This is a genomic window from Vibrio sp. 1069, assembly GCF_033340555.1.
On sequence record NZ_JAWOWP010000017.1, the window covers coordinates 76067 to 97589 of the forward strand.

A 21523-nucleotide genomic window follows, 5' to 3' on the forward strand; every position below is an offset into this window, starting at 1 on the left:
AATGAGTGAAAAAGCACTGACGTTAAAGCAATCTGGAGTTCGCTGGCTGTGGTTAGCAATTCTGGTATTTATTGCAGATATTGGCATCAAATTGGTGGTGATGGACAACATGGGCTACGGATGGGCAAACCGAATTGAGGTGTTGCCATTCTTCAACCTACTTTACGTTCATAACTACGGTGCCGCTTTCAGCTTCTTGAGCGATCAAGCTGGTTGGCAGCGTTGGTTATTTACAGGTATCGCGTTTGTTGTGACGGGTCTTTTGACCTACTGGATGAGCAAGCTTCCAGCAAAAGAAAAATGGAACAACATTGCTTATGCACTGATTATTGGTGGTGCAGTGGGCAACGTGTTTGACCGCGTCGTTCATGGCTTTGTTGTTGATTACCTAGACTTCTTCTGGGGTAACTACCACTGGCCAGCATTCAACCTTGCTGACATGGCGATCTGTATTGGTGCGGCAATGATTATTCTGGATGGCTTCCGTAAAAAAGACGCTAACAAGTAACCTTTTGCGATATATCGAATAACCCTAAGCGTCGTCCGTTGATTCGAGCGACGCTTTTTATTATGTTGGAGCGCCAATCAGCATATCAATGTATAAAAAGACCAAGCTGACAGCGTAATAACCCAAGAACAAGGAAGCATTAACGTGACAACAATAACCAATGAATCGGTAGTAACCCTTCACTTTACGATTAAAATGAAAGACGGATCGGTTGCAGATAGTACTCATAACATGGGTAAACCAGCGAAGTTTGTTATGGGTGATGGAAGCTTGAGTGAAAACTTTGAGCAGTGCTTGATAGGCCTCGAAACAGGCGCACAAAAAGCGATTGAGCTAAAGGCAGAAGACGCGTTTGGTATGCCAAACCCTGATCATATTCACTATATGGATCGCACTAAATTTGTAGGTGATGCAGAAGTGGAAGTTGGTACAATCATGGCCTTCAGTGGCCCTGATGGCATGGAAATCCCGGGCATTATTACAGAGATTGCAGGCGATTCAGTCACTGTGGACTTCAACCATCCACTCGCGGGACAAGACGTGACTTTCGAAGTCGAAATTTTGTCAGTAGAATAGCGAACCAAATAAAAGATAACTTCCATGAGCAATGAAATGAAAATCCTGTTAGCTAACCCACGTGGTTTCTGTGCTGGTGTTGACCGTGCGATTAGCATCGTAGAGCGTGCGCTAGAGATGTATCAGCCACCGATTTATGTGCGTCATGAAGTGGTGCATAACCGTTTTGTGGTTGAAGGGCTAAAACAACGTGGTGCTATATTCGTTGAAGAGCTGCATGAAGTGCCAGACGACAACATTGTGATTTTTTCTGCTCATGGTGTATCGCAGGCAGTTCGTCAGGAAGCCAAGCTGCGTGATTTGACCGTATTTGACGCAACGTGTCCTTTAGTAACTAAAGTGCATATGGAAGTGGCGCGTGCGAGCCGTCGTAATATGGAAGTGGTTCTGATTGGTCACGCAGGTCACCCTGAAGTCGAAGGTACGATGGGGCAATACGCGAGTGAAACCGGTGGTATGTACTTGGTTGAAACTCCAGCCGATGTTGAGAAACTGAAGGCGATTGTGAAAGATCCATCCGATCTTCATTACGTAAGCCAAACGACGCTTTCTGTCGATGAAACTGCCGATGTTATCGAAGAGCTACGCCGCGTGTTCCCAGATATCCAAGGTCCACGTAAAGACGATATCTGTTATGCGACACAAAACCGCCAAGATGCCGTACGTGAATTAGCTGGTGACGTAGATGTGATGGTTGTGGTGGGCTCTAAAAACTCATCAAACTCTACACGTCTTAAAGAGCTAGCTGAAAAGCTAGGGACACCTGGCTACTTAACCGACTGTCCGGAAGATATCAAACCTGAGTGGTTCGAAGGCAAAACAAAGGTCGGCGTGACTGCGGGAGCATCTGCTCCGGAAGAGCTCGTTAATCAGATTCTAGAGCGAATCAAAGAACTCGTTGGTGCCGAAGCGGTTGATGAAGTACTTGGCCGTGAAGAGAATATGTTCTTTGAAGTACCTAAAGAACTGCAAATCAAGCAAGTGGATTAGTCTCCATTTATCGAATATTCAAAAGGCGACCTGTGGGTCGCCTTTTTTACATCTCTCTTAACTCATTTAGGTAATCACGAATTTGGTCTTTTCCTAAACCATCGATAATCATATCAGACATCTTCGTGATTCTTCGCTCAAGCGATTGAGCAACCTTTTCGCAATGTGCGTACATGTCTTCATCAGAACCATCGGTCGGAAAAGCATCAACTTGCCAGTTTACTCGAACACCACCTGCAAGCCACTGAGGAGCGGTTTCTTTATGTAAAGAATCACAGAGAATAATAACGATGTCGGGAAGAAACTGAGTTCGCTCCTCCCATGAATGCGTGTGGATATGCGGAATGGGGAGTTGGTGGTCATCTAAATATTTTTGTACCACTGGGTGCACCTTGCCTGTGGGATGTGAGCCTCCACTGGTGACACTAAAATCTGCTGGCAGGATATTGGTTGCGATTGACTCCGCGAGGACGCTTCGTCCAGCGTTGTGCTTACATATGAATAAAACTTTATACATCATCGCCTCGTCTTTTCAGAGCGTCCTATTTATACGCTAGCGGAAACTCAGCGATGATGTGTGAAGTTTTTGTGTTAGTGGCTAATGCCGAGCATCTCTTTGAGCACCTTTAAGTAGCGGCGGCTTACTGGTATCTCAAAGCCTGTTTTGGTAATGATTTCCGCTAACCCATTTTCCAGTAACTTGATTTCGCTAATCGCTTTAATACTGACTAAGTATTGACGATGGCAGCGGACTAGAGGGGTTTTCTCTTCCAACGTTTTTAATGTCAGTTGGGTGCTCGCGGTTTGGCTGGTGGAGCGTACATGCACGCCGCTGATATCACTGTAAGCACATTCCACCGTGTCGGTGGCCATGATAACGATGCGGTTGTGTCCGATGCACGGTATCTGAGCCAACGTGTCAGGTGTAATAGCAGACAGTTGTTGCGTTAGGGCGGATTGGCTAATGACTTTGTTTAGTCGTTTGACCGTTTTAGTTAACCGGCATGGGTCGACAGGTTTGAGCAAGTAATCAAAGGCATTGTCTTCAAATGCTTGAATCGCATACTGATCATAAGCCGTGACAAAAACCACATAAGGCATGGTTTCTGGATCAAGCATCCCAAGTAGTTCAATCCCCGTGACTTGAGGCATTTGGATATCGAGAAACACTACATCAGGCTTAAGTTCATTGATTTTTTTTAGGCCAAGGATTGCGTTTGAGGCATCGCCCACGACCTCAACTTGGCCTGTTTCATCCAGTAACTCTGCTAGCTCTTCACGAGCAAACTGTTCATCATCAATGACGAGTGCGGTTAACATCCAACATTACCTTTATTGCTTCAGCGTGCTTTTATGATTTTGGGGGAATGATAAAGCTCATTTTAGTAAATTGATGTGGCTCGCACGTAATTTTTAGCGCTGCATCACGTCCAAATTGATTAGTGAGACGTTTGTCGACAATTTCTAAACCTAGCCCTGAGTGGTTTTCTTTTGGCGGTTCAAAACTGCCTGCGTTGTCTTCGACGGTAATCAAGTGACCTTGTGGGTGTGCTTCGCTGTATATATGAACTTTACCACCTTCAAGCATGTTTGAAATGCCATGCTTAATGGCATTCTCAACCAAAGGCTGGAGTGTAAAGCTTGGTAATTTGATGTCCAGCAATTCAGGTTGAATATCGATTTCAACCTCTAAGCGGTCCGTAAAACGCGCTTTTTCGATGCTCAAGTACGAGTTCACATGTGCAAGCTCTTCCTTTAGCGTCACGGTATTAATGTTCTGCTTTAAATTGCTGCGGAAGAAGTGCGATAAATTTTGGATTAGCTCGCGCGCTTTGTCAGGGTCACGACGAGTAATCGCACTAATAGTATTGAGTGCATTAAACAAAAAGTGTGGATTCACCTGAGCGTGAAGCAATTTTATTTCTGCTTGGGCGAGTAAGGCTTGTTGTTGTTGGTAATCGCCATAAAGGATTTGGCTAGATAGAAGCTGGGCTATTCCTTCCGCCATCGACATGTTGGCCGTCGAGAACAATTTACGCTTCGGTTCATACAGCTTTATGGTACCAATGACCTCTTTCCCTGCACGCAGTGGGATGATCAGCGCAGATCCGAGCTTGCAATCTTTTGCAATGGAGCATTGGTATGGACGCTCCGCACCATCAAGATAAATGATGTCGTTTTTCTCCATGGAGTCTAATGTGCTTTGCGATGAAATCGGCGTGTTCGGTTTATGGTGATCATCGCCAATGCCCACAAACGCCAAGATCTTTTCTTGGTCAGTAATCGCGACAGCGCCCACTTTGGTTTCTTCGTAAATAATACGTGCGATTTTCTCTGCGTTTTCGGTGTTGAAGCCGTTGCTTAGAATTCCCACTGAGCGATCAGCAATGGTGAGCGCTCGACGCGAAAACGTCGCAGAAAACTTTTCAAAGATTGCTTTTCTGTCTTGCAGGATACTCATGAACAACGCTGCACCAAATGAGTTCGCGATGATCATAGGCGCTGCAATAGCGGACACCAGTTCATAGGCTTGATCAAAAGGTTTCGCGACGGCGAGCAGCAAAATCATTTGCACCACTTCTGCAACAAACGTGACGCTGAATACGACGCTTGGATTAAACAGCAATGCGCCTTTATTTCGCTTGATAAGGTAAACGTGGAGCAAGCCACCAATTACGCCCTCGGCGGTGGTTGAAATTGCGCAGGCTAGGTCAGTAAAGCCACCAAGAGAGTATCGATGGATGCCACCAGTAAATCCGACGGCGAAACCTACAACAGGTCCACCAAACAGCCCGCCCATAACTGCGCCGATCGCACGAGTATTGGCAATAGCATCGTTGATGTGCAGACCGAAATAGGTGCCGAGAATACAAAAGCCAGAGAAGAGTACGTAACAAATTAGGCGGTGGCTTAAGCGCGAAGAAATACTCAGCAAAGGTAAGATGATTGGCGTTTTACTTAGCATGTAAGCCAAAACTAAGTACACACACATCTGTTGTAAAAGGGAGATGACCAGTTCCATAGTGAACCTAACCTAGAATCAATGTTGTTATTGTATACCTAAGTAACCTCAAGATGCTTGGCTCAGATAGATAAGAACAGCTAAGTAAATGATGCTGCGCTGTGCTTTCTGAACCTTAAAGTGACTTGGGTATAAAACAAAAAGAGCCTGCAATTGGCAGGCTCCTATCTTAGTCACTCAGATGTGACGAGTATTACGCTGTTTCTGATACGGCTTGTGGTTTCTCTTCGTCAGCCAGTTCAGTTTCACCTTTACCCTTAGAGGTTTTGATAACGTAACCTGTCACAGCTAGGGCAAACACAATACCTACGATAGTTGATAGTTGCATTGGCAGACCAAAACCTAGCGAGCTGTTGTTTAAGATGAACGTGACACATACCGTGGTCATGAAGATAGCTGGGATAGTGGTAATCCAGTGCAGCTTGTTGTGACGCAGTAGGTAAGCGGACGCAGTCCAAAGCATCATTACCGCTGTTGTTTGGTTTGCAAAACCGAAGTAGCGCCAGATAATGCCGAAGTCTACTTGAGTTAAGATACCGCCGATAACGAACAGTGGAAGTGCCATCAGTAGACGGTTACGTAGCGTTTTTTGTTCCATGTTGAAGTATTCAGCAAGGATCAAGCGGCTTGAACGGAACGCTGTATCGCCAGACGTAATTGGTAGGATAACCACACCCAGGAACGCAAGGATACCACCGAACACACCTAGCAGACCAAATGATGCGCTGTATACCACGTTACCAGGGCCACCGTTTTTCACAGCTTCTGATAGAGCGTCTAGAGAGCCGAAGAAAGACAGAGCGATAGCACACCAAATTAGCGCGATAACACCTTCACCAATCATTGCACCGTAGAATACGAAGCGACCGTTTTTCTCATTTTCCATACAACGCGCCATCAGTGGAGACTGAGTTGCGTGGAAGCCAGAGATAGCGCCACATGCGATAGTGATGAACAATGCAGGCCATAACGGCATGTCATTTGGGTTGAGGTTAGAGAACATGTCCGAAACTTGGAAGTCACCCATTACTGTGTGTTCGCTAGAGAAAGCAACGGCTGTCATTAGGCCAACAGACATAAAGATAAGTAGGGCGCCAAACAGTGGGTAGAAACGACCAATGATTTTATCGACAGGAACAATCGTCGCAATGATGTAGTAAGCAAAGATAGCAATAACCATTGTAGTCATGCTTACGCTCAAGCTTGTTTGATCATTGATGAGGTTAGTAATCATGCCAGCAGGGGCTGAAACGAACACTACGCCAACTAGAAGCAATAGGACAATGGCAAAAATATTCATAAAGTGTTTTGCGCCATTACCTAGGTAGCGACCTGTAATGGTAGGTACAGATGCACCGCCGTTACGCACTGAAAGCATGCCTGAGAAGTAATCGTGTACTGCACCAGCAAAAATACAACCGACTACAATCCAAAGCATCGCCGCAGGACCGTATAGTGCCCCCATGATCGGGCCAAAAATTGGACCCACACCTGCGATGTTAAGTAGTTGAACTAGGTAAACTTTCTTTGTTGACATTGGAACGAAGTCAACACCGTCCGATTTGGTGTGAGCTGGCGTTTGGCGTTTTTCATTGATGCCGAAAATCTTCTCGACGAAAGCGCCGTAGATGAAATATCCGCCGATTAGGGCTGCGACACAGGTTAGAAACCACATCATAGCAATTGTCCTTGGTCTTAGTTGGGTAGGGTAATTTTTTAATCTCAGGATGCATGTTATGCGTCACTTGTGTTAAATGCATTCGGTTAGTAGATGAGTGGTCGAATAGAGCACTGAGTGGTCGATATGCTGCTTGAGCGGTTTTTAAAAATGGCGAAAGGTTGATGACAGTCTTGAGCGGCTGATTTGAGTCATCAGTGGTTAAATCTGCAAGCTCAGCGGCAAGCGCCAATAATTAGTGGTAAGCTTATTTTTGAAAACAATTACTTAAGGAAGAACCATGAAAAAGGTAACGGTAGGTCTGGCACTGGCTTTACTTGCAGGATGCACAGCAACGACAGCAGATCTTGCCAAGTCGGGAGATTGGCATCAGATCGGATATCAAGATGGCATAACCGGACACACATCGCGCACGATGAGCGAGCTTCGTGAGTTGGGTAGTGTTAAGCAAAGTGACTACGACCAAGGTTATTTAGAAGGTTTACGTGAGTACTGTAATCCTGCTTTTGCGTATCAAATGGGGTTATCTGGTCAGTATTACGAAGGGGTTTGTGAAGGTACTGAGCAATCGCAAAAATTCCGCATGGAATGGCAACGTGGTTGGAATGAATACTCAAATTAATAGTCAATAAAGCCGTTGTTACACTGTCTGCATCACATAAATGTGGCAAAATCTTCCTTATTAAACTATGTTCATATTGCTTGATAGTGAGCACAGCAAAAAAAGGAATCACATTATGTCAACGCAAATGGCTGGTGGCTGGAGTCCATTTCATGAACTCACAGCAGAGAATAAAGAAGTATTTGCTAAAGGTATCGAGGGGTTTGTCGGTGTCAAATACTCCCCTTTGGTTGTGGCTACTCAAGTCGTAGCCGGACAAAACTATGCGTTTTTCTGTAATGCAGAAGTTGTCTACCCTGGAGCACAACCATACCCAGCAATGGTTCATATGTTCAGTGACCTTGAAGGTAAAGTCGGTATTACTCACATTGAACGATTGAACTACTAAATTAAGCCATAAAAGGCGCCTGACTTTTAAATAAGTGAGGCGCTTTATTGATTAAGATTGATTAGTTTGCGCGATCACGACTTTTCTTAAATATCCTTGCTTGGCGTTCAGTTGCTCAGTCGCGCTTTCTCTATCCAGCCCGGTTAAAATCATCAAAATCGCTAACTTGGCGTCGTAGTCCGTTTCTTTGAGCGCCGTTTTAGCCTCTTGGTTAGTACAATCTGTTGCTTGCATAACAATACGAGCCGCTCTTGCAACTAGCTTTGCATTCGTCGCTTTCACATCTACCATTAAGTTCTGATAACTTTTGCCCAGGCGAATCATGCTTGCGGTAGTGAGCATGTTTAGTACGAGTTTTTGTGCCGTCCCTGATTTTAAGCGAGTGGATCCCGTTAACGCTTCAGGTCCAACAACGGGGCTAATCGCAATATCAGCAATATCTGCAATCGGAGAGTCAGGGTTACAAGATAGTGCTACAGTGGTGGCACCAAGCTCGTTCGCATACTCTAAGCCACCAATCACGTAAGGTGTTCGTCCACTTGCCGCAATACCAACGACGACATCGCGTTGTGTTAGCGTATTCTCTTTAAGATCTTGCTCGCCTAATGTAGGGTCGTCCTCCGCCCCTTCTTTTGCACGGAACATTGCCTCTTTTCCACCGGCAATAATACCAACGACCATCTCTGGATCTGTGCCAAAAGTTGGTGGGCATTCTGAAGCGTCCAAAACGCCAAGTCGACCACTGGTACCCGCACCGATGTAAAACAACCGACCTCCGACCTTAAATGCTTTCGTGATCTTATCAACGGCTTCAGCGATCTCAGGCAATACTTTTTCAACGGCAAGAGGAACGAGTTTGTCCTGTTGGTTGATGCGTTGAACAATATCGAGAGAAGGCAGCAAGTCGATGTCCATGGTGTCTGGATTTCGCCCTTCAGATACCAGATGGGATAAAGCTGCGATAAGTGCATCGTTCGTCATAATGAATTAAGCCTTTTTGTTTAGGATCTATTGCCCTTAATTTTTTGAATAGAGTACACCCAGTGAAGCGAGACGACTTGCCCCCGTAACTTCCGGTAAGTTGCTAGGGAGGCCGTGAATATGGCGCTGCGCAAGCCAAGCAAACGCCATTGCTTCCATGTAGTCGCCATCAACACCTTTTTCTGCCGTTGTCGCAACGCTCCATTGTGGCAATAACTTGGCCAGTCGTTGCATCAAAAGCGGGTTTCTTGCTCCACCGCCACAGACCAATAGTTGAGGTGTGATGCCATGAGAAAACTTGTCGACTTCGTTGGCAATGGTAATTGCAGAATACTCGCAAAGTGTACGTTGTACGTCTTCGATTGGTAAATTGTGATGGGCCAGTTGTAGATGCAGCCAGTCAATATTGAACAGTTCTCGCCCGGTACTTTTAGGGGCAGGCATGGCGAGGTAAGCTTCTTTGAGTAATTGAGTCAACAAAGTAGCGTTTACCGTTCCTTTAAGTGCAAATTGTGCATCTTCGTCGAAGCTTTGCCCAGTATGCAGCGCACACCATGCGTCCATCAACATATTGCCCGGGCCTGTGTCATAGCCAATGACTGGTTGTTCTGGATGCAGTACCGAGATATTGGCAATGCCTCCAATGTTAAGTACCACAGTTGTGGAATCCTGCATCGCAAAAATGCTTTTATGGAAAGCAGGGACGAGTGGGGCACCTTGTCCACCTAGCGCCATGTCTTTACGACGAAAATCCGCTACCGTATCAATGCCTGTCTTGACCGCGATAATGTTGGCATCGCCCAATTGAGTGGTAAACGGCAAGTTTCCGGTAGGCTGATGGAACACTGTTTGACCGTGATTACCAATCGCACGAATTTGCTCTGCGACGTAACCAGACTTATTGAGCAGCTGTAACACGGCATCTGCAAATAGGTGGCCGAGCTGGTGGTCAAGTTCACCTATGGCTTTTAAATTTGTTGCTTGACCGGTACAAACAGATAACAGCATGTCTTTTAGTGCTGCGGGCATTGGGTAGTCGTCGTGCGCAATCAGGCGAACGTGCTCATCGCTTATTTCAACTAGAGCGGTATCAACACCATCCATACTCGTTCCAGACATCACACCAATGTACAGTTCGTTAAATTTCATAGCCGATCTCGTCAATTCTTCATTCACTTATTGTAAAGCAAATCTGAAGCGAATAACCTCATCGAATACGAGATATTCAGCCGATTTTGAGGAGAAAACATGGGACCGTTATGGGTTGACGTTGCGGGGTATGAACTGACCGCTGAAGACAAAGAAATCTTGGAGCATCCTACGGTTGGTGGCTTAATTCTATTTGCCCGCAACTATCATGATAGCGAACAGCTTCAAGCACTTACTCAATCCATCCGAAAGGCGGCTAAGCGCCCGTTTTTGATCGGTGTGGATCAAGAAGGCGGCCGAGTGCAGCGCTTTCGTGAAGGTTTCTCATTAATTCCTGCTGCTGATGAGTACGCTAAACATCAAAATGGTGAAGAGCTTGCTCGTATGGGCGGTTGGTTAATGGCAGCAGAGCTGATTGCCCATGATATTGATTTAAGCTTTGCCCCGGTACTTGACCAAGGCCATCAATGTAAAGCGATCGGTAACCGTGCATTCGGTGAAGATGCCGATACCATTCTTCGCTATAGCACTGCTTATATGCAAGGAATGAAGAGTGTTGGCATGGCAACGACAGGCAAGCACTTCCCTGGACATGGTGGCGTGATTGCAGACTCACATCTAGAAACACCATACGACGAGCGCAGTGATATTTTTGAACAAGATATGGCGATCTTCAAAGCGCAAATTGATGCCGGTATTTTAGATGCCATGATGCCTGCTCACGTGATTTTCCCACATTATGATGCTCAACCAGCCAGCGGTTCTGAATACTGGTTAAAACAGGTCCTGCGTCAGCAATTGGGTTTTAAAGGTTTGGTTTTTTCGGATGACTTGACCATGGAAGGCGCTGCGATTATGGGCAGCCCAGCCGAGCGAGGTGCTCAAGCATTGAGAGCTGGTTGCGATATGTTGTTAATGTGTAATAAACGAGAAGCGCACGTTGAGGTATTAGACAACTTACCGGTTTCAACCGTGCCACTCGCGGATGGATTACTGAAAAAACAGTCATTTTCTCCAAGCGAACTTAAGCTATCTCAAGAGTGGAAAGCGGCGAGTGAAGCGATGAAACGCTTGACTAGCTAAACCTCTTGTAAAAGATTCAAAACAGCGATGAGAAGCCAAAGTTAATTATACTTTGGCTTTTTATTTGACTGTAAACCTAAGTTTACACTAAATGTTTTTTATTGTGTACGCTTGTTTTTCTTTTTTAGCCTGTTATCTTGTCGTTAAAGCTTAGTTGTCTCACCAAAGGTTTGGTTGGGTGTAAAAATAAATATACAGGTTAGAGTTATGCAGAAAAGTGAGTTGAGCAATATTAATATTATCGAAGAACAGGTTCTTATTACTCCGGAGGAACTAAAAACCAAGCTTCCTTTGAGTGAAAAAGCACGTCGCTTTATTCAAGAGTCTCGTCAAACTATCGCTAATATTATTCACAAGAAGGATCACCGCCTGCTTGTTGTATGCGGTCCATGTTCTATCCACGACGTAGAAGCGGCGAAGGATTACGCAAAGCGACTTAAAGCACTCTCTGAACAACTAAGTGACCAACTGTATATTGTTATGCGTGTTTACTTTGAGAAGCCGCGCACCACGGTCGGCTGGAAAGGCCTGATCAATGACCCACACCTAGACGGCAGTTTCGATATTGAACACGGTCTGCATGTTGGACGCGAACTTCTGGTGGAGTTGGCAGAGATGGAAATCCCGCTCGCGACTGAGGCTCTAGACCCAATTAGCCCACAATACTTGGCGGATACTTTTAGCTGGGCAGCCATCGGTGCTCGTACGACGGAGTCACAAACTCACCGTGAAATGGCAAGCGGCCTGTCTATGCCAATCGGTTTTAAGAATGGCACCGATGGCAGTTTGGCAACCGCAATTAACGCGATGCAAGCTGCGTCCTCTAGCCACCGTTTTATGGGAATTAACCGTGAGGGACAAGTCGCACTGTTGACCACCCAGGGCAATGCTAATGGACATGTGATCTTACGTGGCGGCAAGCAAACTAACTACGATTCGGTATCAGTCACTGAGTGTGAGCAAGAGATGGCGAAATCTGGTCTTGATGCTTCATTAATGGTGGATTGCAGTCACGCCAACTCACGTAAAGATTACCGTCGCCAGCCATTAGTCGCGGAGGATGTGATTCATCAAATCCGTGAAGGCAATAAATCTATTATCGGTCTTATGATTGAAAGCCATATCAATGAAGGAAATCAATCTTCTGACTTAGCTCTTGAAGAGATGAAATACGGTGTATCTATCACTGACGCATGTATCAATTGGGATTCAACTGAGGCACTATTACGTCATGCACATGAAGAGCTAGTGCCTTTCTTAGAAAATCGTCTAAAGGCTAATTAATACAGGATTTAAGGAACATCAATGGCAGTTGAACTTAACGCATTACGCGATCAGATTGATGCAGTCGACAAGCAAATGTTGGAGCTATTGGCTCAGCGTTTAGCGCTCGTAGAGAAAGTTGGGGAAGTAAAAAGCGAACATGGTTTGCCAATTTATGCTCCAGACCGCGAAGCGGCGATGTTAGCTTCTCGTCGCGCTGAAGCTGAAAAAATGGGAATTCCTCCACAGCTTATTGAAGATATTCTGCGTCGAACAATGCGTGAGTCTTATGCCAGCGAGAAAGATTCCGGTTTTAAGTGTTTGAACCCTGATTTACGCTCAGTTGTTATTATTGGTGGTAATGGTCAATTGGGTGGCCTGTTTGGGCGTATGTTCAAATTGTCGGGCTACCAGGTCAAAGTTCTCGGTAGTAAAGACTGGGATCATGCGGATGAGATTCTAGACAACGCGGGTTTAGTCGTGGTCACGGTGCCGATTCATCTAACGGAAGGGGTGATCGAAAAACTGGGGAACTTGCCGCAAGACTGTATTCTGTGTGACCTGACTTCTATCAAATCGAAGCCTCTGCAAGCAATGTTGAATGTGCACCAAGGTCCTGTAGTTGGTTTACACCCAATGTTTGGCCCAGATGTTCCGAGCCTTGCCAAGCAGGTTATTGTGTACTGTGATGGCCGTGGTCACGAGCATTACCAATGGCTATTGCAACAGTTTGGGATTTGGGGCGCAAGCTTGTGCCAAATCGATGCACAAGAGCACGATCATGGCATGACGTTGATTCAGGCGCTGCGCCACTTCACGTCGTTTGCTTACGGTATGCACCTTAGCAAAGAGAATCCGAACATCGATCAGTTGTTGAAGTTAAGCTCGCCAATCTACCGCCTTGAATTGGCGATGGTGGGACGACTGTTTGGTCAGGATCCGAACTTGTACGGTGATATCATTTTCTCTTCTCAAGAGAATATCGATATGATCAAGCGATTCCATCAGCGTTTAGGTGATGCAGTAGCGATTCTGGATAGCAGAGACAAAGCGCGATTCATCGAAAGCTTTAAGCAGGTGAGTGATTGGTTTGGTACTTATTCTCAACAATTTATGAATGAGAGCCAAAACTTACTCAAACAGGCGAATGATAATATTCATCGCGGCTAATCACGGGTCATTTAGCCGTGCAGAGTCCGAAACAAAAAGAGCAGCGTAAGCTGCTCTTTTTCGTGTTGATGGACAAATCAGTTCGTCGCAGTATTACTCGTATCTTCACTTGATACTGTGTTGATACTGGTATCGCGATAGGGTGAATTGGTTAAATTGACTTGTAGGCGTACAACGTTATCAATCAATTGAACCAAAGGTCCCCATTTCACTTTTTTCTCTTTTTCAAAGACGTCATTGAAGTTTTCTGGCGTCCACTCCATTAAGTATTGAGGGTTGAGTGCTCGTCCGAGGAAGCGTACTTCATAGTGCAAGTGTGGCCCCGTGGAGTTGCCAGAGTTACCGCATTGAGCAATGATGTCGCCTTTACTAACAAACTGACCGCTTTTCACTTTGAAGCGTTGTAGATGAGCAAAGGAGCTCATAAAGCCAAATGAGTGACGAATGGTGACATAGTTACCATAACCACGATTGCTCGGGCGAACGGTTTCCACCACACCGTCAGCCGGTGCCAGGATCTCTTCTCCTCTTTTACAAGTCAGATCGATACCAGTATGAACATGCCTCTTACCTGAAATCGGATTAATACGACTGCCGTAAGAAGAAGAAATACGTTGGTATGTGACTGGGCTGTCATTTGGTATCAAACGGAACATCGTCGCGCGAACAGCAGAATCGATAGCGGCTGCGTCAATTCGCTCCTCTAACCCCATGCTGTTCTCATCGATCATCAACTCTTCGTCTGCGAGACCTAAAACCGATTCAACGTCGAATACCCGTTTGCCCAATAGCTGAATTTGATTGTTTTTGTCCGTCAAAGACTGGGAAAGCGAATGATTGGTATCAAGCTGTTCTTCGTAAAGAGCCGTCACTTCGGCCTTTTCACTTTCCAGTTTGGCGATGATTTGTGTTAGTTCGTCTTTATTGTGCATCTGCTGCTGATTAAGGTACCACGCGCCACCAACGACGGCGGGTAATGCCAATACTGAAGCAAATACTGCTAGGACCGAACTGCGGCCCAAATAGAACTGCTGATCGCCGTCTTTCGTCGGGATCTGCATGATGATTTTTTTAGACATAGTTATTGTTACTTAAATAGGCGTTCATTTATTTTTCTCCTAAAAACCTGAGAGGTGCTCTAACTCTCGATTCAGAAGGTCGTTATTGCCTACATTCAATTCTATAAATCGTTTTAGTTGGCTAATGCTTTCGATGTCTATCTTAGCGATCTTCAACCTAATCTCACACTTAGAGACATTCACAATTTGCGCTTTAACGTAATCACTTGTTCGGATTGATCAAATGAAAAAGTCACATGGACTGGAAGGGTTGGATCCAAAGCCTCAGTCTCTTCCACTTTCATGAGTAAACCATGCAAGGAAAGATCTTGAATCCTAGCTTCAATTGCCAAGTCACGTTGTTCTATCTTAGCTGGAGCTTGATGGAGAATACGTGAAAAGCGTCGTCTCTCTGTCATATGAATATTCTCGTCAGGTCGTCAAACAGAATTGAATAGTATATCAATACGAACAAAAAATGTTCGATTGTTGTTTGAAAAGTGTCGAGGTCGCTACAGAGTGACGTAAGTGCTATGTCATGTTCTTAACGAACGAGACGGGCTAATGAGCTCTTTTTATAACAAAGAAAACAAAGGCCGCTATGATAGCGGCCTTTGTACAAATTACAATCAAACTTTGTGGGTTGCGATTACTTCGCAATACGCTTGTATTTGATACGGTGTGGTTCTGCGGCTTCAGGACCCAATGTTTTCTTCAACCAATCCATGTACTCTGTGTAGTTACCTTCGTAGAAGTTAACTTGGCCTTCGTCACGGTAGTCAATGATGTGGGTAGCGATACGGTCAAGGAACCAACGGTCGTGCGAGATAACCATTGCACAACCAGGGAACTCTAGTAACGCTTCTTCTAGAGCACGCAGTGTTTCAACGTCAAGGTCGTTGGTTGGTTCGTCGAGTAGCAACACGTTACCGCCCGCTTTAAGCAGCTTCGCAAGGTGGACACGGTTACGCTCACCACCCGATAGTTCACCAATAATCTTTTGTTGGTCACTGCCTTTAAAGTTAAAGCGTGAACAGTATGCACGAGCTGGGATTTCGAAGTTGTTGATCTTAATGATATCAGCACCTTCAGAGATCTCTTGGAATACGGTTTTAGAATCGTCCATGCTGTCACGGAACTGATCGACAGATGCTAGTTTTACTGTATCGCCCATCTCAATTGTGCCCGAGTCTGGTTGTTCAGTACCACTTAACATCTTGAATAGCGTCGATTTACCTGCGCCGTTAGCACCGATGATACCAACAATTGCACCTTTAGGGATGCTGAATGACAGGTCATCAATTAGAACTCGACCGTCAAATGACTTAGTCAGGTTCTTCACTTCAATAACCTTATCACCTAGACGCTCACCAGGTGGGATAAACAGTTCATTGGTTTCATTACGTTTTTGGTGATCAGAGCTTTGCAGTTCTTCAAAGCGAGCCATACGTGCTTTTGACTTCGCTTGACGACCTTTAGGGTTTTTACGTACCCACTCAAGCTCTTTCTCGATAGTCTTTTGGCGAGCACTCTCTTGGGAGGCTTCTTGTTGTAGACGAGCGTCTTTTTGCTCCAGCCATGAGGTGTAGTTGCCTTCCCATGGGATACCTTCACCACGGTCCAGTTCTAAGATCCAGCCCGCAGCGTTATCTAGGAAGTAACGGTCGTGGGTGATGGCTACTACGGTACCTGTGTAATCCACTAAGAAGCGCTCTAGCCAAGCCACTGATTCTGCATCTAGGTGGTTGGTAGGTTCATCAAGCAGTAGCATGTCTGGCTTAGAAAGTAGCAAGCGACAAATAGCCACACGGCGGCGTTCACCACCTGATAGGTGCGCAATTTTTTGGTCCCATTCAGGTAAACGTAGTGCGTTTGCTGCACGCTCAAGCGCATTTTCTAGGTTGTGGCCATCTTTCGCTTGGATAAGGGCTTCTAGCTCGCCTTGCTCTTTTGCAAGTGCGTCGAAGTCTGCATCTGGTTCAGCGTATGCTGCGTAGACTGCGTCCAAACGTTTCAGAGCGTCAGCAACGTCAGCAACCGCTTCTTCAACAACTTCACGAACGGTTTTTGATTCGTCTAATACTGGTTCCTGAGGTAGGTAACCTACGTTTAGACCAGGTTGTGGACGCGCTTCACCGTCGATATCCGTGTCGATACCTGCCATGATACGTAGCAGTGTGGATTTACCTGCACCGTTCAGACCTAAAACACCGATTTTCGCACCAGGGAAGAAGCTCAGAGAGATGTCTTTAAGAATTTGACGCTTAGGTGGCACAATTTTGCTCACCCGCGACATGGTATATACGTATTCAGCCATTGCCGATCGTTCCTAAATTAACTGTCATTCAAACCCATCATTTTATACCAAGTGCTTTGTTTTTGTTACCGCATTGCAAGAATTTCCCTAACGAATGGATTTCTTATTTTGAGCTGACCGGAAACTTACACGGTTAGGGTATACACTTTTGTTATTCGTTAAGAATGACGAAGTGTTTTCTATGCGAGTTAGAAACGCTTTGTCTCCATCGTCTTAAAAGTTTGACGAGTACAATTTTTAATACACTAAGTTGCTTTACATGGACATCTGCATTCTGTGTAAATAGATGCATGTGTGAAAATTGCCTTAACATCACATGAACTCTAACAAAACTAGGCTTTAGGGCAGTATATGTCTGGGGAAAATGACACAAATGAGATTCAACGTATCTGAATTGGCTAAAAACGTATGCTGCGCCGCCGCGTTGTGTGCTATGAGTTTGAGTGCTAATGCCGCGCTGAGTTTGGAAAAGCAGCGCGAAGTATATGAGCAAGCTCAAGATTTATTAGATAAAAATGACATCGACGGATACCTTTCGATTCGTCCTAAAATTTCTGACTATCCACTAACGCCTTATGTGGATTACCGCACTTTTATTAGACAGTTACCGGAAAAGTCACCACAACAGGTGAACGAGTTTATTTCTGAGCACGAGTCTTTTCCATTTTCTCGTCGAGTTCGCGCTCCATACCTCAATCATCTTTATAAGCAAAAAGATTGGAAAACCATTACTGAGTTTCAAAAAGTCATTCCTAGTGGTGAGCGTTACCAATGTATTTTCTACGTCGCTCAATTAAAGCAAGGCAAGAAAGTCGCGGCGTTTAAAGGGGCTGAACATATGTGGTTACGTGGCATCAGCATTGCTGATGAGTGTGACCCATTATTTGAAGCATGGGACAAGGCGGGTGAGCGTACCGATGAACTGATTCTACAGCGTATGTTACTGGCGTTTGATGCTCGTAATGGCGGTTTGATGAGTTACTTGCTCAAACTGCCTAAATCAGCGCAGGCAAAGCAACAAGCCAAAGAAATGAAAGCGTTGTTTGATAATCCTTCAAGTGTTGCGGAATTCGCGAAGAAAAAACCTGCGAATGATTTTAATCGAGCGCAAAGTGAATATGCGTTAGAAAAGTTGGCTCGCATGAACACTAGCCAAGCACAAGGTGCGTACGATGCTGTCATTAAAGGACAGAAGTTTTCTCCAGAAAAAGCGCAAGAACTTGCCGACTATATTGCATTTCGATTGACTCGTACGGAGTCTGAGTCATTAGCTAAATGGCGCGATGATAAAACGAAAACCAGTCAGTACTTACCATTGATTGAAACGCGCATCCGCTTAGCGATTCAAAATGCAGATTGGAAAGGCGTACAAGAGTGGATTGCTGTTCTAAATAAAGAAGAACAAGCCACGCTACGCTGGCAATATTGGCTTGGAAGAAGTGAAATAGCGTTAGGTGATGACATCGCGGGGAAACAGCGTTTAGCAACTCTGCTTGGGCAACGAAACTTCTACAGTGTGGCTGCCGCCAATGCAATCGGGCAATCAATCAAATACCCAACGCATACGGTTAAGTTGGATAAGAAAGTTGTTCAACCCTATCAAGACTCGTTAGCTCGTATCGAAGAGTTGATCGCGACGGATAAAATCGCAGCAGCGAAGAGTGAATGGGCACACTTACTGCGCCGCGTAGGGAAAGATGAAAAGGCGATGTTGGCGGCTTATGCATCATTTAAACGTTGGCATAACCTAACGGTGACCGCGAGTATTCAAGCGCAGATGTGGGATAATATCGAACTTAGGTTCCCAATAGCACACCGCTGGTGGTTTAACTTTTATGCGAAAAAGCACAACATTGATCCCGTCACGATGATGTCTCTCGCTCGACAGGAAAGTGCGTTAGATGTTGAAGCCCGCTCTCCAGTTGGCGCTCGTGGTCTTATGCAGATCATGCCTGCGACGGCGAAGTACACGGCACGTAAATATAAGTTGAGTTATCAAGGTACGCAGGATCTCTACAATGTAGGAAAAAATATCGAAATTGGTAGCCATTATTTGCAAGGTTTATTAGAGGATTACGATAATAATCGTATTTTTGCTCTTGCTGCTTATAATGCAGGTCCTAACAGAGTAAAAACGTGGCGAGAGCGTACCCAAGGAAAAGTGGATGCTTATGCCTTTATTGAGGCAATTCCATTTAAAGAGACGCGCGGTTATGTGCAAAACATCTTGATGTTTGAAACATACTATCGTGATCTTTTGGGTATCGATGGCGCGTTCTTGAATCAACATGAGATCAATACCAAGTATTGAGTGAGGTAACTTGATGTCGCACGAACCCGAGTACAAAGACTGGCAACAGATTATTGAGCTAATTCGAACAAGTATGGGCACCCAGCAAGATGACATGCTGTTAACTATGCTGATGTCACGTGATGAGAGAGAGTCATTAATATCACGCGTTAATATAATTAACGAACTTCTTAAAGGAGAATTATCTCAACGTCAGATCAGTCAGATGCTTGGTGTGGGCATTGCCACCATTACTCGAGGCTCTAACGAACTAAAGTCGAAATCTGATGAAGAAAAAGACAAGTTGAAAGTCTTGTTAGAACAAGTTGCGGTATCTAAGTAGACAGTATATCCAATTTGCTTTTAGGCCTTGGTGTTACAATTGACTAAGATAACGTATTGCAAAGGGCGGAAATATCCGCCCTTTTGCGTATCTAGAGAATAGGCTGAGTGTTATAAATTTGAAGGAAAGTGCTCAGGGTTTGTGAATGGAATTAAAGCCAGAATCAAGGCTTGGTGATAGACCGAGCTTCGAGTTAGCTGGTTTTGGGTTAGCAGGCTAATAGCGCCACCTTTCTGTTTGATATTATCAGTACCAAACACTTCGTCCATTACATCTCCCAATTCATTCGCATCCTTGAGTTTTTCCAAGACTTTTGGCGGCAACATTAAGCTTGCAGAACGAGATTCACCGCGGTGAGTCTCTGACTCAACCACCATCCAAGCAAACGTCACGTTTGCTTCAATTCCCGCTTCGAGACCGACATAGTAATCCGCGTTTGGCATCTCTACTTTTGCGTTTTTAACGCGGTTTAGCGCACCACGATGAGTTTCTTCATTCGTCATGGGCTGATCTGCAACCTCACTCGGTACACTGATGCCAACGAAGTTGAATTCTTGATGCGGAAATGCATTACGAAATGCACTTTGAACTGCATTAATTTTGGCTGGGTTTAGCGATGCGATTACAACTTTTTGGGTTGCCATGATCTTTTTTCTCACTGGTGTCTATTAACTCAATTTTACTTGCGTAGGCTTTACGTTCTCACTCGGGTAACAGCCTAATACTTTCAAGTGCTTAGTGATTTTTGTTAGCTCTTCAAGTGCCTGTTGCATTTCTGTCGAAGCAAGATGTGATGTCAAGTCTACGTAGAACATCTCCTCCCACGGGTTCCCCATAATTGGGCGTGATTCTAGCTTGGTCATATTGATGCCGTAACGTTGCAGCACTAATAGTGTTTCAACCAATGAACCTGCCTCTTGGGAGGTCGACATGATCAATGTGGTTTTTGCTGGAATCTGAGTAGAAACTTCAACCGGTTTACGAGCAACCACGATAAAGCGAGTATGGTTTTCGGTTTGGTTTGCGATGTTGCCTTGAATTGCTTGCAAGCCATATAGCTTACCGCTTGATGCATTACCAATTGCAGCCACATCATCACGATCCATCTCTTGGACTTTCTGCATTGCATCTGCTGTGCTCGCGCAGGACTCCAGCTTTACCCCTTTCATACGGCTTAAAAACTCACTGCACTGTTGGTGTGGCTGAGGGTGAGAATACAGCGTTTTAATATCTTCCAGACGAATGTCTTTTTTCGCAACCAAGCAGTGTTCGATTGGTTGAGTCAGCTCTCCAACGATGTAAAGCGTCGTGTGTTGTAGTAAGTCATACACTTCATTAATAGAGCCTGAGCTGGTGTTTTCGATTGGCAGAACGCCATAATCAGCATGGCCAGATTCAACCGTTTGAGTCACTTCTTTAAAGTGCTCGCAGTTGAGCTCGATAAGCTCCGTATTTTTACGACTGAAGTATTCGCGACTTGCCAAGTGCGAATAAGAGCCTTTGGCTCCTAAAAAAGCGACGCGAGCAAGTGGCTTACGGCTTTGCTGTGGGTTAACGAGATTTTGCAGATAACTTTGTTGAAGCAGAACTGAGTCTTCAATGATGGTATGGAAAAGCTTGGTGATGTACTGCGCGTCAAGTTCGTATTTATCTTGGCCATTAGAAATTAGCTTGACCAATAATTGCTGTTCACGGACGGCGTCGCGAACAGGCTTTGAGGTTTGTACTTTGCTTTTGGCTACTTCAATGCTGAGTTTACGGCGCTCAGACAACAAGCTGAGAAGTTGGTCATCCAACTCATTCAAGCGTAAACGAATTTCTTCGAGGGAAATAGGTTGGTCAGTCATCAATTCTTTCCTTATAAAAAAGCCTCCCGATTTGGGAGGCTTTCTGTTTGTTTTTGACTTTTCTTTCACAAACGAGTTCGCCCCTCCAACTATGGGAGGAAAAAGAAGTCAAAAATAAACAGTGAGGTTAAATGCATAAATAGTGCTTAATTTATGAGTGTTTAAACACAATAAGCAAGGCTGGGGAGAGCGTCAAGCAAAAAAATAGCGCCTTTCGGCGCTATTTCCTCAATCTGTT

General features: G+C 45.0%; 20 protein-coding genes, 1 pseudogene and 1 other annotated feature. Of the genes and pseudogenes, 10 read left to right on the top strand and 11 right to left on the bottom strand.

What is annotated here, in order from left to right; all coding sequences use genetic code 11:
• The first annotated feature begins 1 nt into the window (after position 1).
• From lspA to ispH, 3 genes are all read left to right on the top strand, one after another.
• Positions 2–508 (top strand): signal peptidase II, encoded by a 507-nt coding sequence (gene lspA / locus R7040_RS20390; RefSeq protein ID WP_005381924.1) that lies wholly within the window; start codon positions 2–4, stop codon positions 506–508.
• Between the two features lie 144 nt (positions 509–652).
• A complete protein-coding gene (fkpB, locus tag R7040_RS20395) occupies positions 653–1084 on the top strand; it encodes an FKBP-type peptidyl-prolyl cis-trans isomerase (RefSeq protein ID WP_005381922.1) in 432 nt (143 codons plus the stop codon).
• Positions 1085–1108: 24 nt separating this feature from the next.
• Positions 1109–2074: a 4-hydroxy-3-methylbut-2-enyl diphosphate reductase gene (ispH, locus tag R7040_RS20400; RefSeq protein WP_064368996.1), complete on the top strand. Its 966-nt coding sequence runs from the start codon at positions 1109–1111 to the stop codon at positions 2072–2074.
• Positions 2075–2120: 46 nt separating this feature from the next.
• Here the strand turns inward: ispH and R7040_RS20405 are convergent, their stop codons facing one another.
• The 4 genes from R7040_RS20405 to R7040_RS20420 form a co-directional block, all read right to left on the bottom strand.
• A complete protein-coding gene (locus R7040_RS20405) occupies positions 2121–2594 on the bottom strand; it encodes a low molecular weight phosphatase family protein (protein ID WP_064353637.1) in 474 nt (157 codons plus the stop codon).
• A 71-nt stretch (positions 2595–2665) separates the two neighbouring features.
• Positions 2666–3394 carry a two-component system response regulator BtsR gene (gene btsR, locus R7040_RS20410; protein ID WP_064353638.1) on the bottom strand — a complete coding sequence of 243 codons (729 nt, stop codon included), beginning with the start codon at positions 3392–3394 and terminating at the stop codon, positions 2666–2668.
• A gap of 31 nt (positions 3395–3425) precedes the next feature.
• Positions 3426–5096 carry a sensor histidine kinase gene (locus tag R7040_RS20415; protein ID WP_005381915.1) on the bottom strand — a complete coding sequence of 557 codons (1671 nt, stop codon included), beginning with the start codon at positions 5094–5096 and terminating at the stop codon, positions 3426–3428.
• Between the two features lie 193 nt (positions 5097–5289).
• Positions 5290–6774: a carbon starvation protein A gene (locus R7040_RS20420; protein ID WP_005381914.1), complete on the bottom strand. Its 1485-nt coding sequence runs from the start codon at positions 6772–6774 to the stop codon at positions 5290–5292.
• Positions 6775–7054: 280 nt separating this feature from the next.
• Here R7040_RS20420 and R7040_RS20425 point away from each other — a divergent pair, with 280 nt between their 5' ends.
• Complete coding sequence (locus R7040_RS20425) at positions 7055–7396, top strand: DUF2799 domain-containing protein (RefSeq protein ID WP_225491972.1); 342 nt, start codon at positions 7055–7057, stop codon at positions 7394–7396.
• 115 nt (positions 7397–7511) lie between these two features.
• Positions 7512–7784: a hypothetical protein gene (locus R7040_RS20430; protein WP_005381911.1), complete on the top strand. Its 273-nt coding sequence runs from the start codon at positions 7512–7514 to the stop codon at positions 7782–7784.
• 51 nt (positions 7785–7835) lie between these two features.
• On the opposite strand, the gene murQ is transcribed toward R7040_RS20430, so the two are convergent.
• A complete protein-coding gene (gene murQ, locus R7040_RS20435) occupies positions 7836–8765 on the bottom strand; it encodes an N-acetylmuramic acid 6-phosphate etherase (protein ID WP_258663107.1) in 930 nt (309 codons plus the stop codon).
• A 36-nt stretch (positions 8766–8801) separates the two neighbouring features.
• Entirely contained in the window at positions 8802–9914 is a 1113-nt protein-coding gene (locus tag R7040_RS20440) for an anhydro-N-acetylmuramic acid kinase (protein WP_158157247.1), read from the bottom strand.
• 99 nt (positions 9915–10013) lie between these two features.
• Here R7040_RS20440 and nagZ point away from each other — a divergent pair, with 99 nt between their 5' ends.
• The 3 genes from nagZ to tyrA all read left to right on the top strand — a co-directional run bounded on the left by nagZ (position 10014) and on the right by tyrA (position 13430).
• Entirely contained in the window at positions 10014–10997 is a 984-nt protein-coding gene (nagZ, locus tag R7040_RS20445; RefSeq protein WP_005381905.1) for a beta-N-acetylhexosaminidase, read from the top strand.
• Positions 10998–11204: 207 nt separating this feature from the next.
• Complete coding sequence (locus R7040_RS20450; protein ID WP_005381904.1) at positions 11205–12281, top strand: 3-deoxy-7-phosphoheptulonate synthase; 1077 nt, start codon at positions 11205–11207, stop codon at positions 12279–12281.
• A gap of 21 nt (positions 12282–12302) precedes the next feature.
• The gene (gene tyrA / locus R7040_RS20455; RefSeq protein WP_005381901.1) at positions 12303–13430 is read left to right on the top strand and encodes a bifunctional chorismate mutase/prephenate dehydrogenase; all 1128 of its coding nucleotides are present in this window, start codon (positions 12303–12305) and stop codon (positions 13428–13430) included.
• 77 nt (positions 13431–13507) lie between these two features.
• Here tyrA and R7040_RS20460 read toward each other — a convergent pair whose 3' ends face one another.
• The 3 genes and pseudogenes from R7040_RS20460 to ettA all read right to left on the bottom strand — a co-directional run bounded on the left by R7040_RS20460 (position 13508) and on the right by ettA (position 16805).
• On the bottom strand, positions 13508–14509 hold the full coding sequence (locus R7040_RS20460; RefSeq protein ID WP_005381900.1) for a M23 family metallopeptidase: 1002 nt from the start codon (positions 14507–14509) through the stop codon (positions 13508–13510).
• Positions 14510–14537: 28 nt separating this feature from the next.
• A pseudogene (locus R7040_RS20465) lies at positions 14538–14907 on the bottom strand (PilZ domain-containing protein).
• A 230-nt stretch (positions 14908–15137) separates the two neighbouring features.
• Complete coding sequence (gene ettA, locus R7040_RS20470) at positions 15138–16805, bottom strand: energy-dependent translational throttle protein EttA (RefSeq protein ID WP_005381894.1); 1668 nt, start codon at positions 16803–16805, stop codon at positions 15138–15140.
• A gap of 364 nt (positions 16806–17169) precedes the next feature.
• Here ettA and sltY point away from each other — a divergent pair, with 364 nt between their 5' ends.
• Positions 17170–19116, top strand: coding sequence for a murein transglycosylase (sltY, locus tag R7040_RS20475; protein ID WP_031777190.1), 1947 nt, complete (start codon positions 17170–17172; stop codon positions 19114–19116).
• A gap of 13 nt (positions 19117–19129) precedes the next feature.
• Entirely contained in the window at positions 19130–19438 is a 309-nt protein-coding gene (trpR, locus tag R7040_RS20480; RefSeq protein ID WP_005381892.1) for a trp operon repressor, read from the top strand.
• Between the two features lie 110 nt (positions 19439–19548).
• Here the strand turns inward: trpR and yjjX are convergent, their stop codons facing one another.
• Both yjjX and pheA read right to left on the bottom strand, forming a co-directional pair.
• Positions 19549–20082 carry an inosine/xanthosine triphosphatase gene (gene yjjX, locus R7040_RS20485; protein ID WP_005381891.1) on the bottom strand — a complete coding sequence of 178 codons (534 nt, stop codon included), beginning with the start codon at positions 20080–20082 and terminating at the stop codon, positions 19549–19551.
• Positions 20083–20106: 24 nt separating this feature from the next.
• Positions 20107–21285: a prephenate dehydratase gene (gene pheA, locus R7040_RS20490; protein WP_017636154.1), complete on the bottom strand. Its 1179-nt coding sequence runs from the start codon at positions 21283–21285 to the stop codon at positions 20107–20109.
• Positions 21286–21297: 12 nt separating this feature from the next.
• Positions 21298–21419 (bottom strand) — a sequence feature (Phe leader region).
• Positions 21420–21523 lie beyond the last annotated feature (104 nt).

Bases quoted from the DNA above. Each gene is read 5' to 3' on its own strand.
- lspA (WP_005381924.1), top strand. From the start codon at position 2: ATGAGTGAAAAAGCACTGACGTTAAAGCAATCTGGAGTTCGCTGGCTG.
- R7040_RS20405 (WP_064353637.1), bottom strand. From the start codon at position 2,594: ATGATGTATAAAGTTTTATTCATATGTAAGCACAACGCTGGACGAAGC.
- R7040_RS20430 (WP_005381911.1), top strand. From the start codon at position 7,512: ATGTCAACGCAAATGGCTGGTGGCTGGAGTCCATTTCATGAACTCACA.
- nagZ (WP_005381905.1), top strand. From the start codon at position 10,014: ATGGGACCGTTATGGGTTGACGTTGCGGGGTATGAACTGACCGCTGAA.
- R7040_RS20415 (WP_005381915.1), bottom strand. From the start codon at position 5,096: ATGGAACTGGTCATCTCCCTTTTACAACAGATGTGTGTGTACTTAGTT.
- sltY (WP_031777190.1), top strand. From the start codon at position 17,170: ATGACACAAATGAGATTCAACGTATCTGAATTGGCTAAAAACGTATGC.
- btsR (WP_064353638.1), bottom strand. From the start codon at position 3,394: ATGTTAACCGCACTCGTCATTGATGATGAACAGTTTGCTCGTGAAGAG.
- R7040_RS20420 (WP_005381914.1), bottom strand. From the start codon at position 6,774: ATGATGTGGTTTCTAACCTGTGTCGCAGCCCTAATCGGCGGATATTTC.
- ettA (WP_005381894.1), bottom strand. From the start codon at position 16,805: ATGGCTGAATACGTATATACCATGTCGCGGGTGAGCAAAATTGTGCCA.
- trpR (WP_005381892.1), top strand. From the start codon at position 19,130: ATGTCGCACGAACCCGAGTACAAAGACTGGCAACAGATTATTGAGCTA.
- murQ (WP_258663107.1), bottom strand. From the start codon at position 8,765: ATGACGAACGATGCACTTATCGCAGCTTTATCCCATCTGGTATCTGAA.
- R7040_RS20460 (WP_005381900.1), bottom strand. From the start codon at position 14,509: ATGTCTAAAAAAATCATCATGCAGATCCCGACGAAAGACGGCGATCAG.
- R7040_RS20440 (WP_158157247.1), bottom strand. From the start codon at position 9,914: ATGAAATTTAACGAACTGTACATTGGTGTGATGTCTGGAACGAGTATG.
- ispH (WP_064368996.1), top strand. From the start codon at position 1,109: ATGAGCAATGAAATGAAAATCCTGTTAGCTAACCCACGTGGTTTCTGT.
- R7040_RS20425 (WP_225491972.1), top strand. From the start codon at position 7,055: ATGAAAAAGGTAACGGTAGGTCTGGCACTGGCTTTACTTGCAGGATGC.
- tyrA (WP_005381901.1), top strand. From the start codon at position 12,303: ATGGCAGTTGAACTTAACGCATTACGCGATCAGATTGATGCAGTCGAC.
- pheA (WP_017636154.1), bottom strand. From the start codon at position 21,285: ATGACTGACCAACCTATTTCCCTCGAAGAAATTCGTTTACGCTTGAAT.
- R7040_RS20450 (WP_005381904.1), top strand. From the start codon at position 11,205: ATGCAGAAAAGTGAGTTGAGCAATATTAATATTATCGAAGAACAGGTT.
- yjjX (WP_005381891.1), bottom strand. From the start codon at position 20,082: ATGGCAACCCAAAAAGTTGTAATCGCATCGCTAAACCCAGCCAAAATT.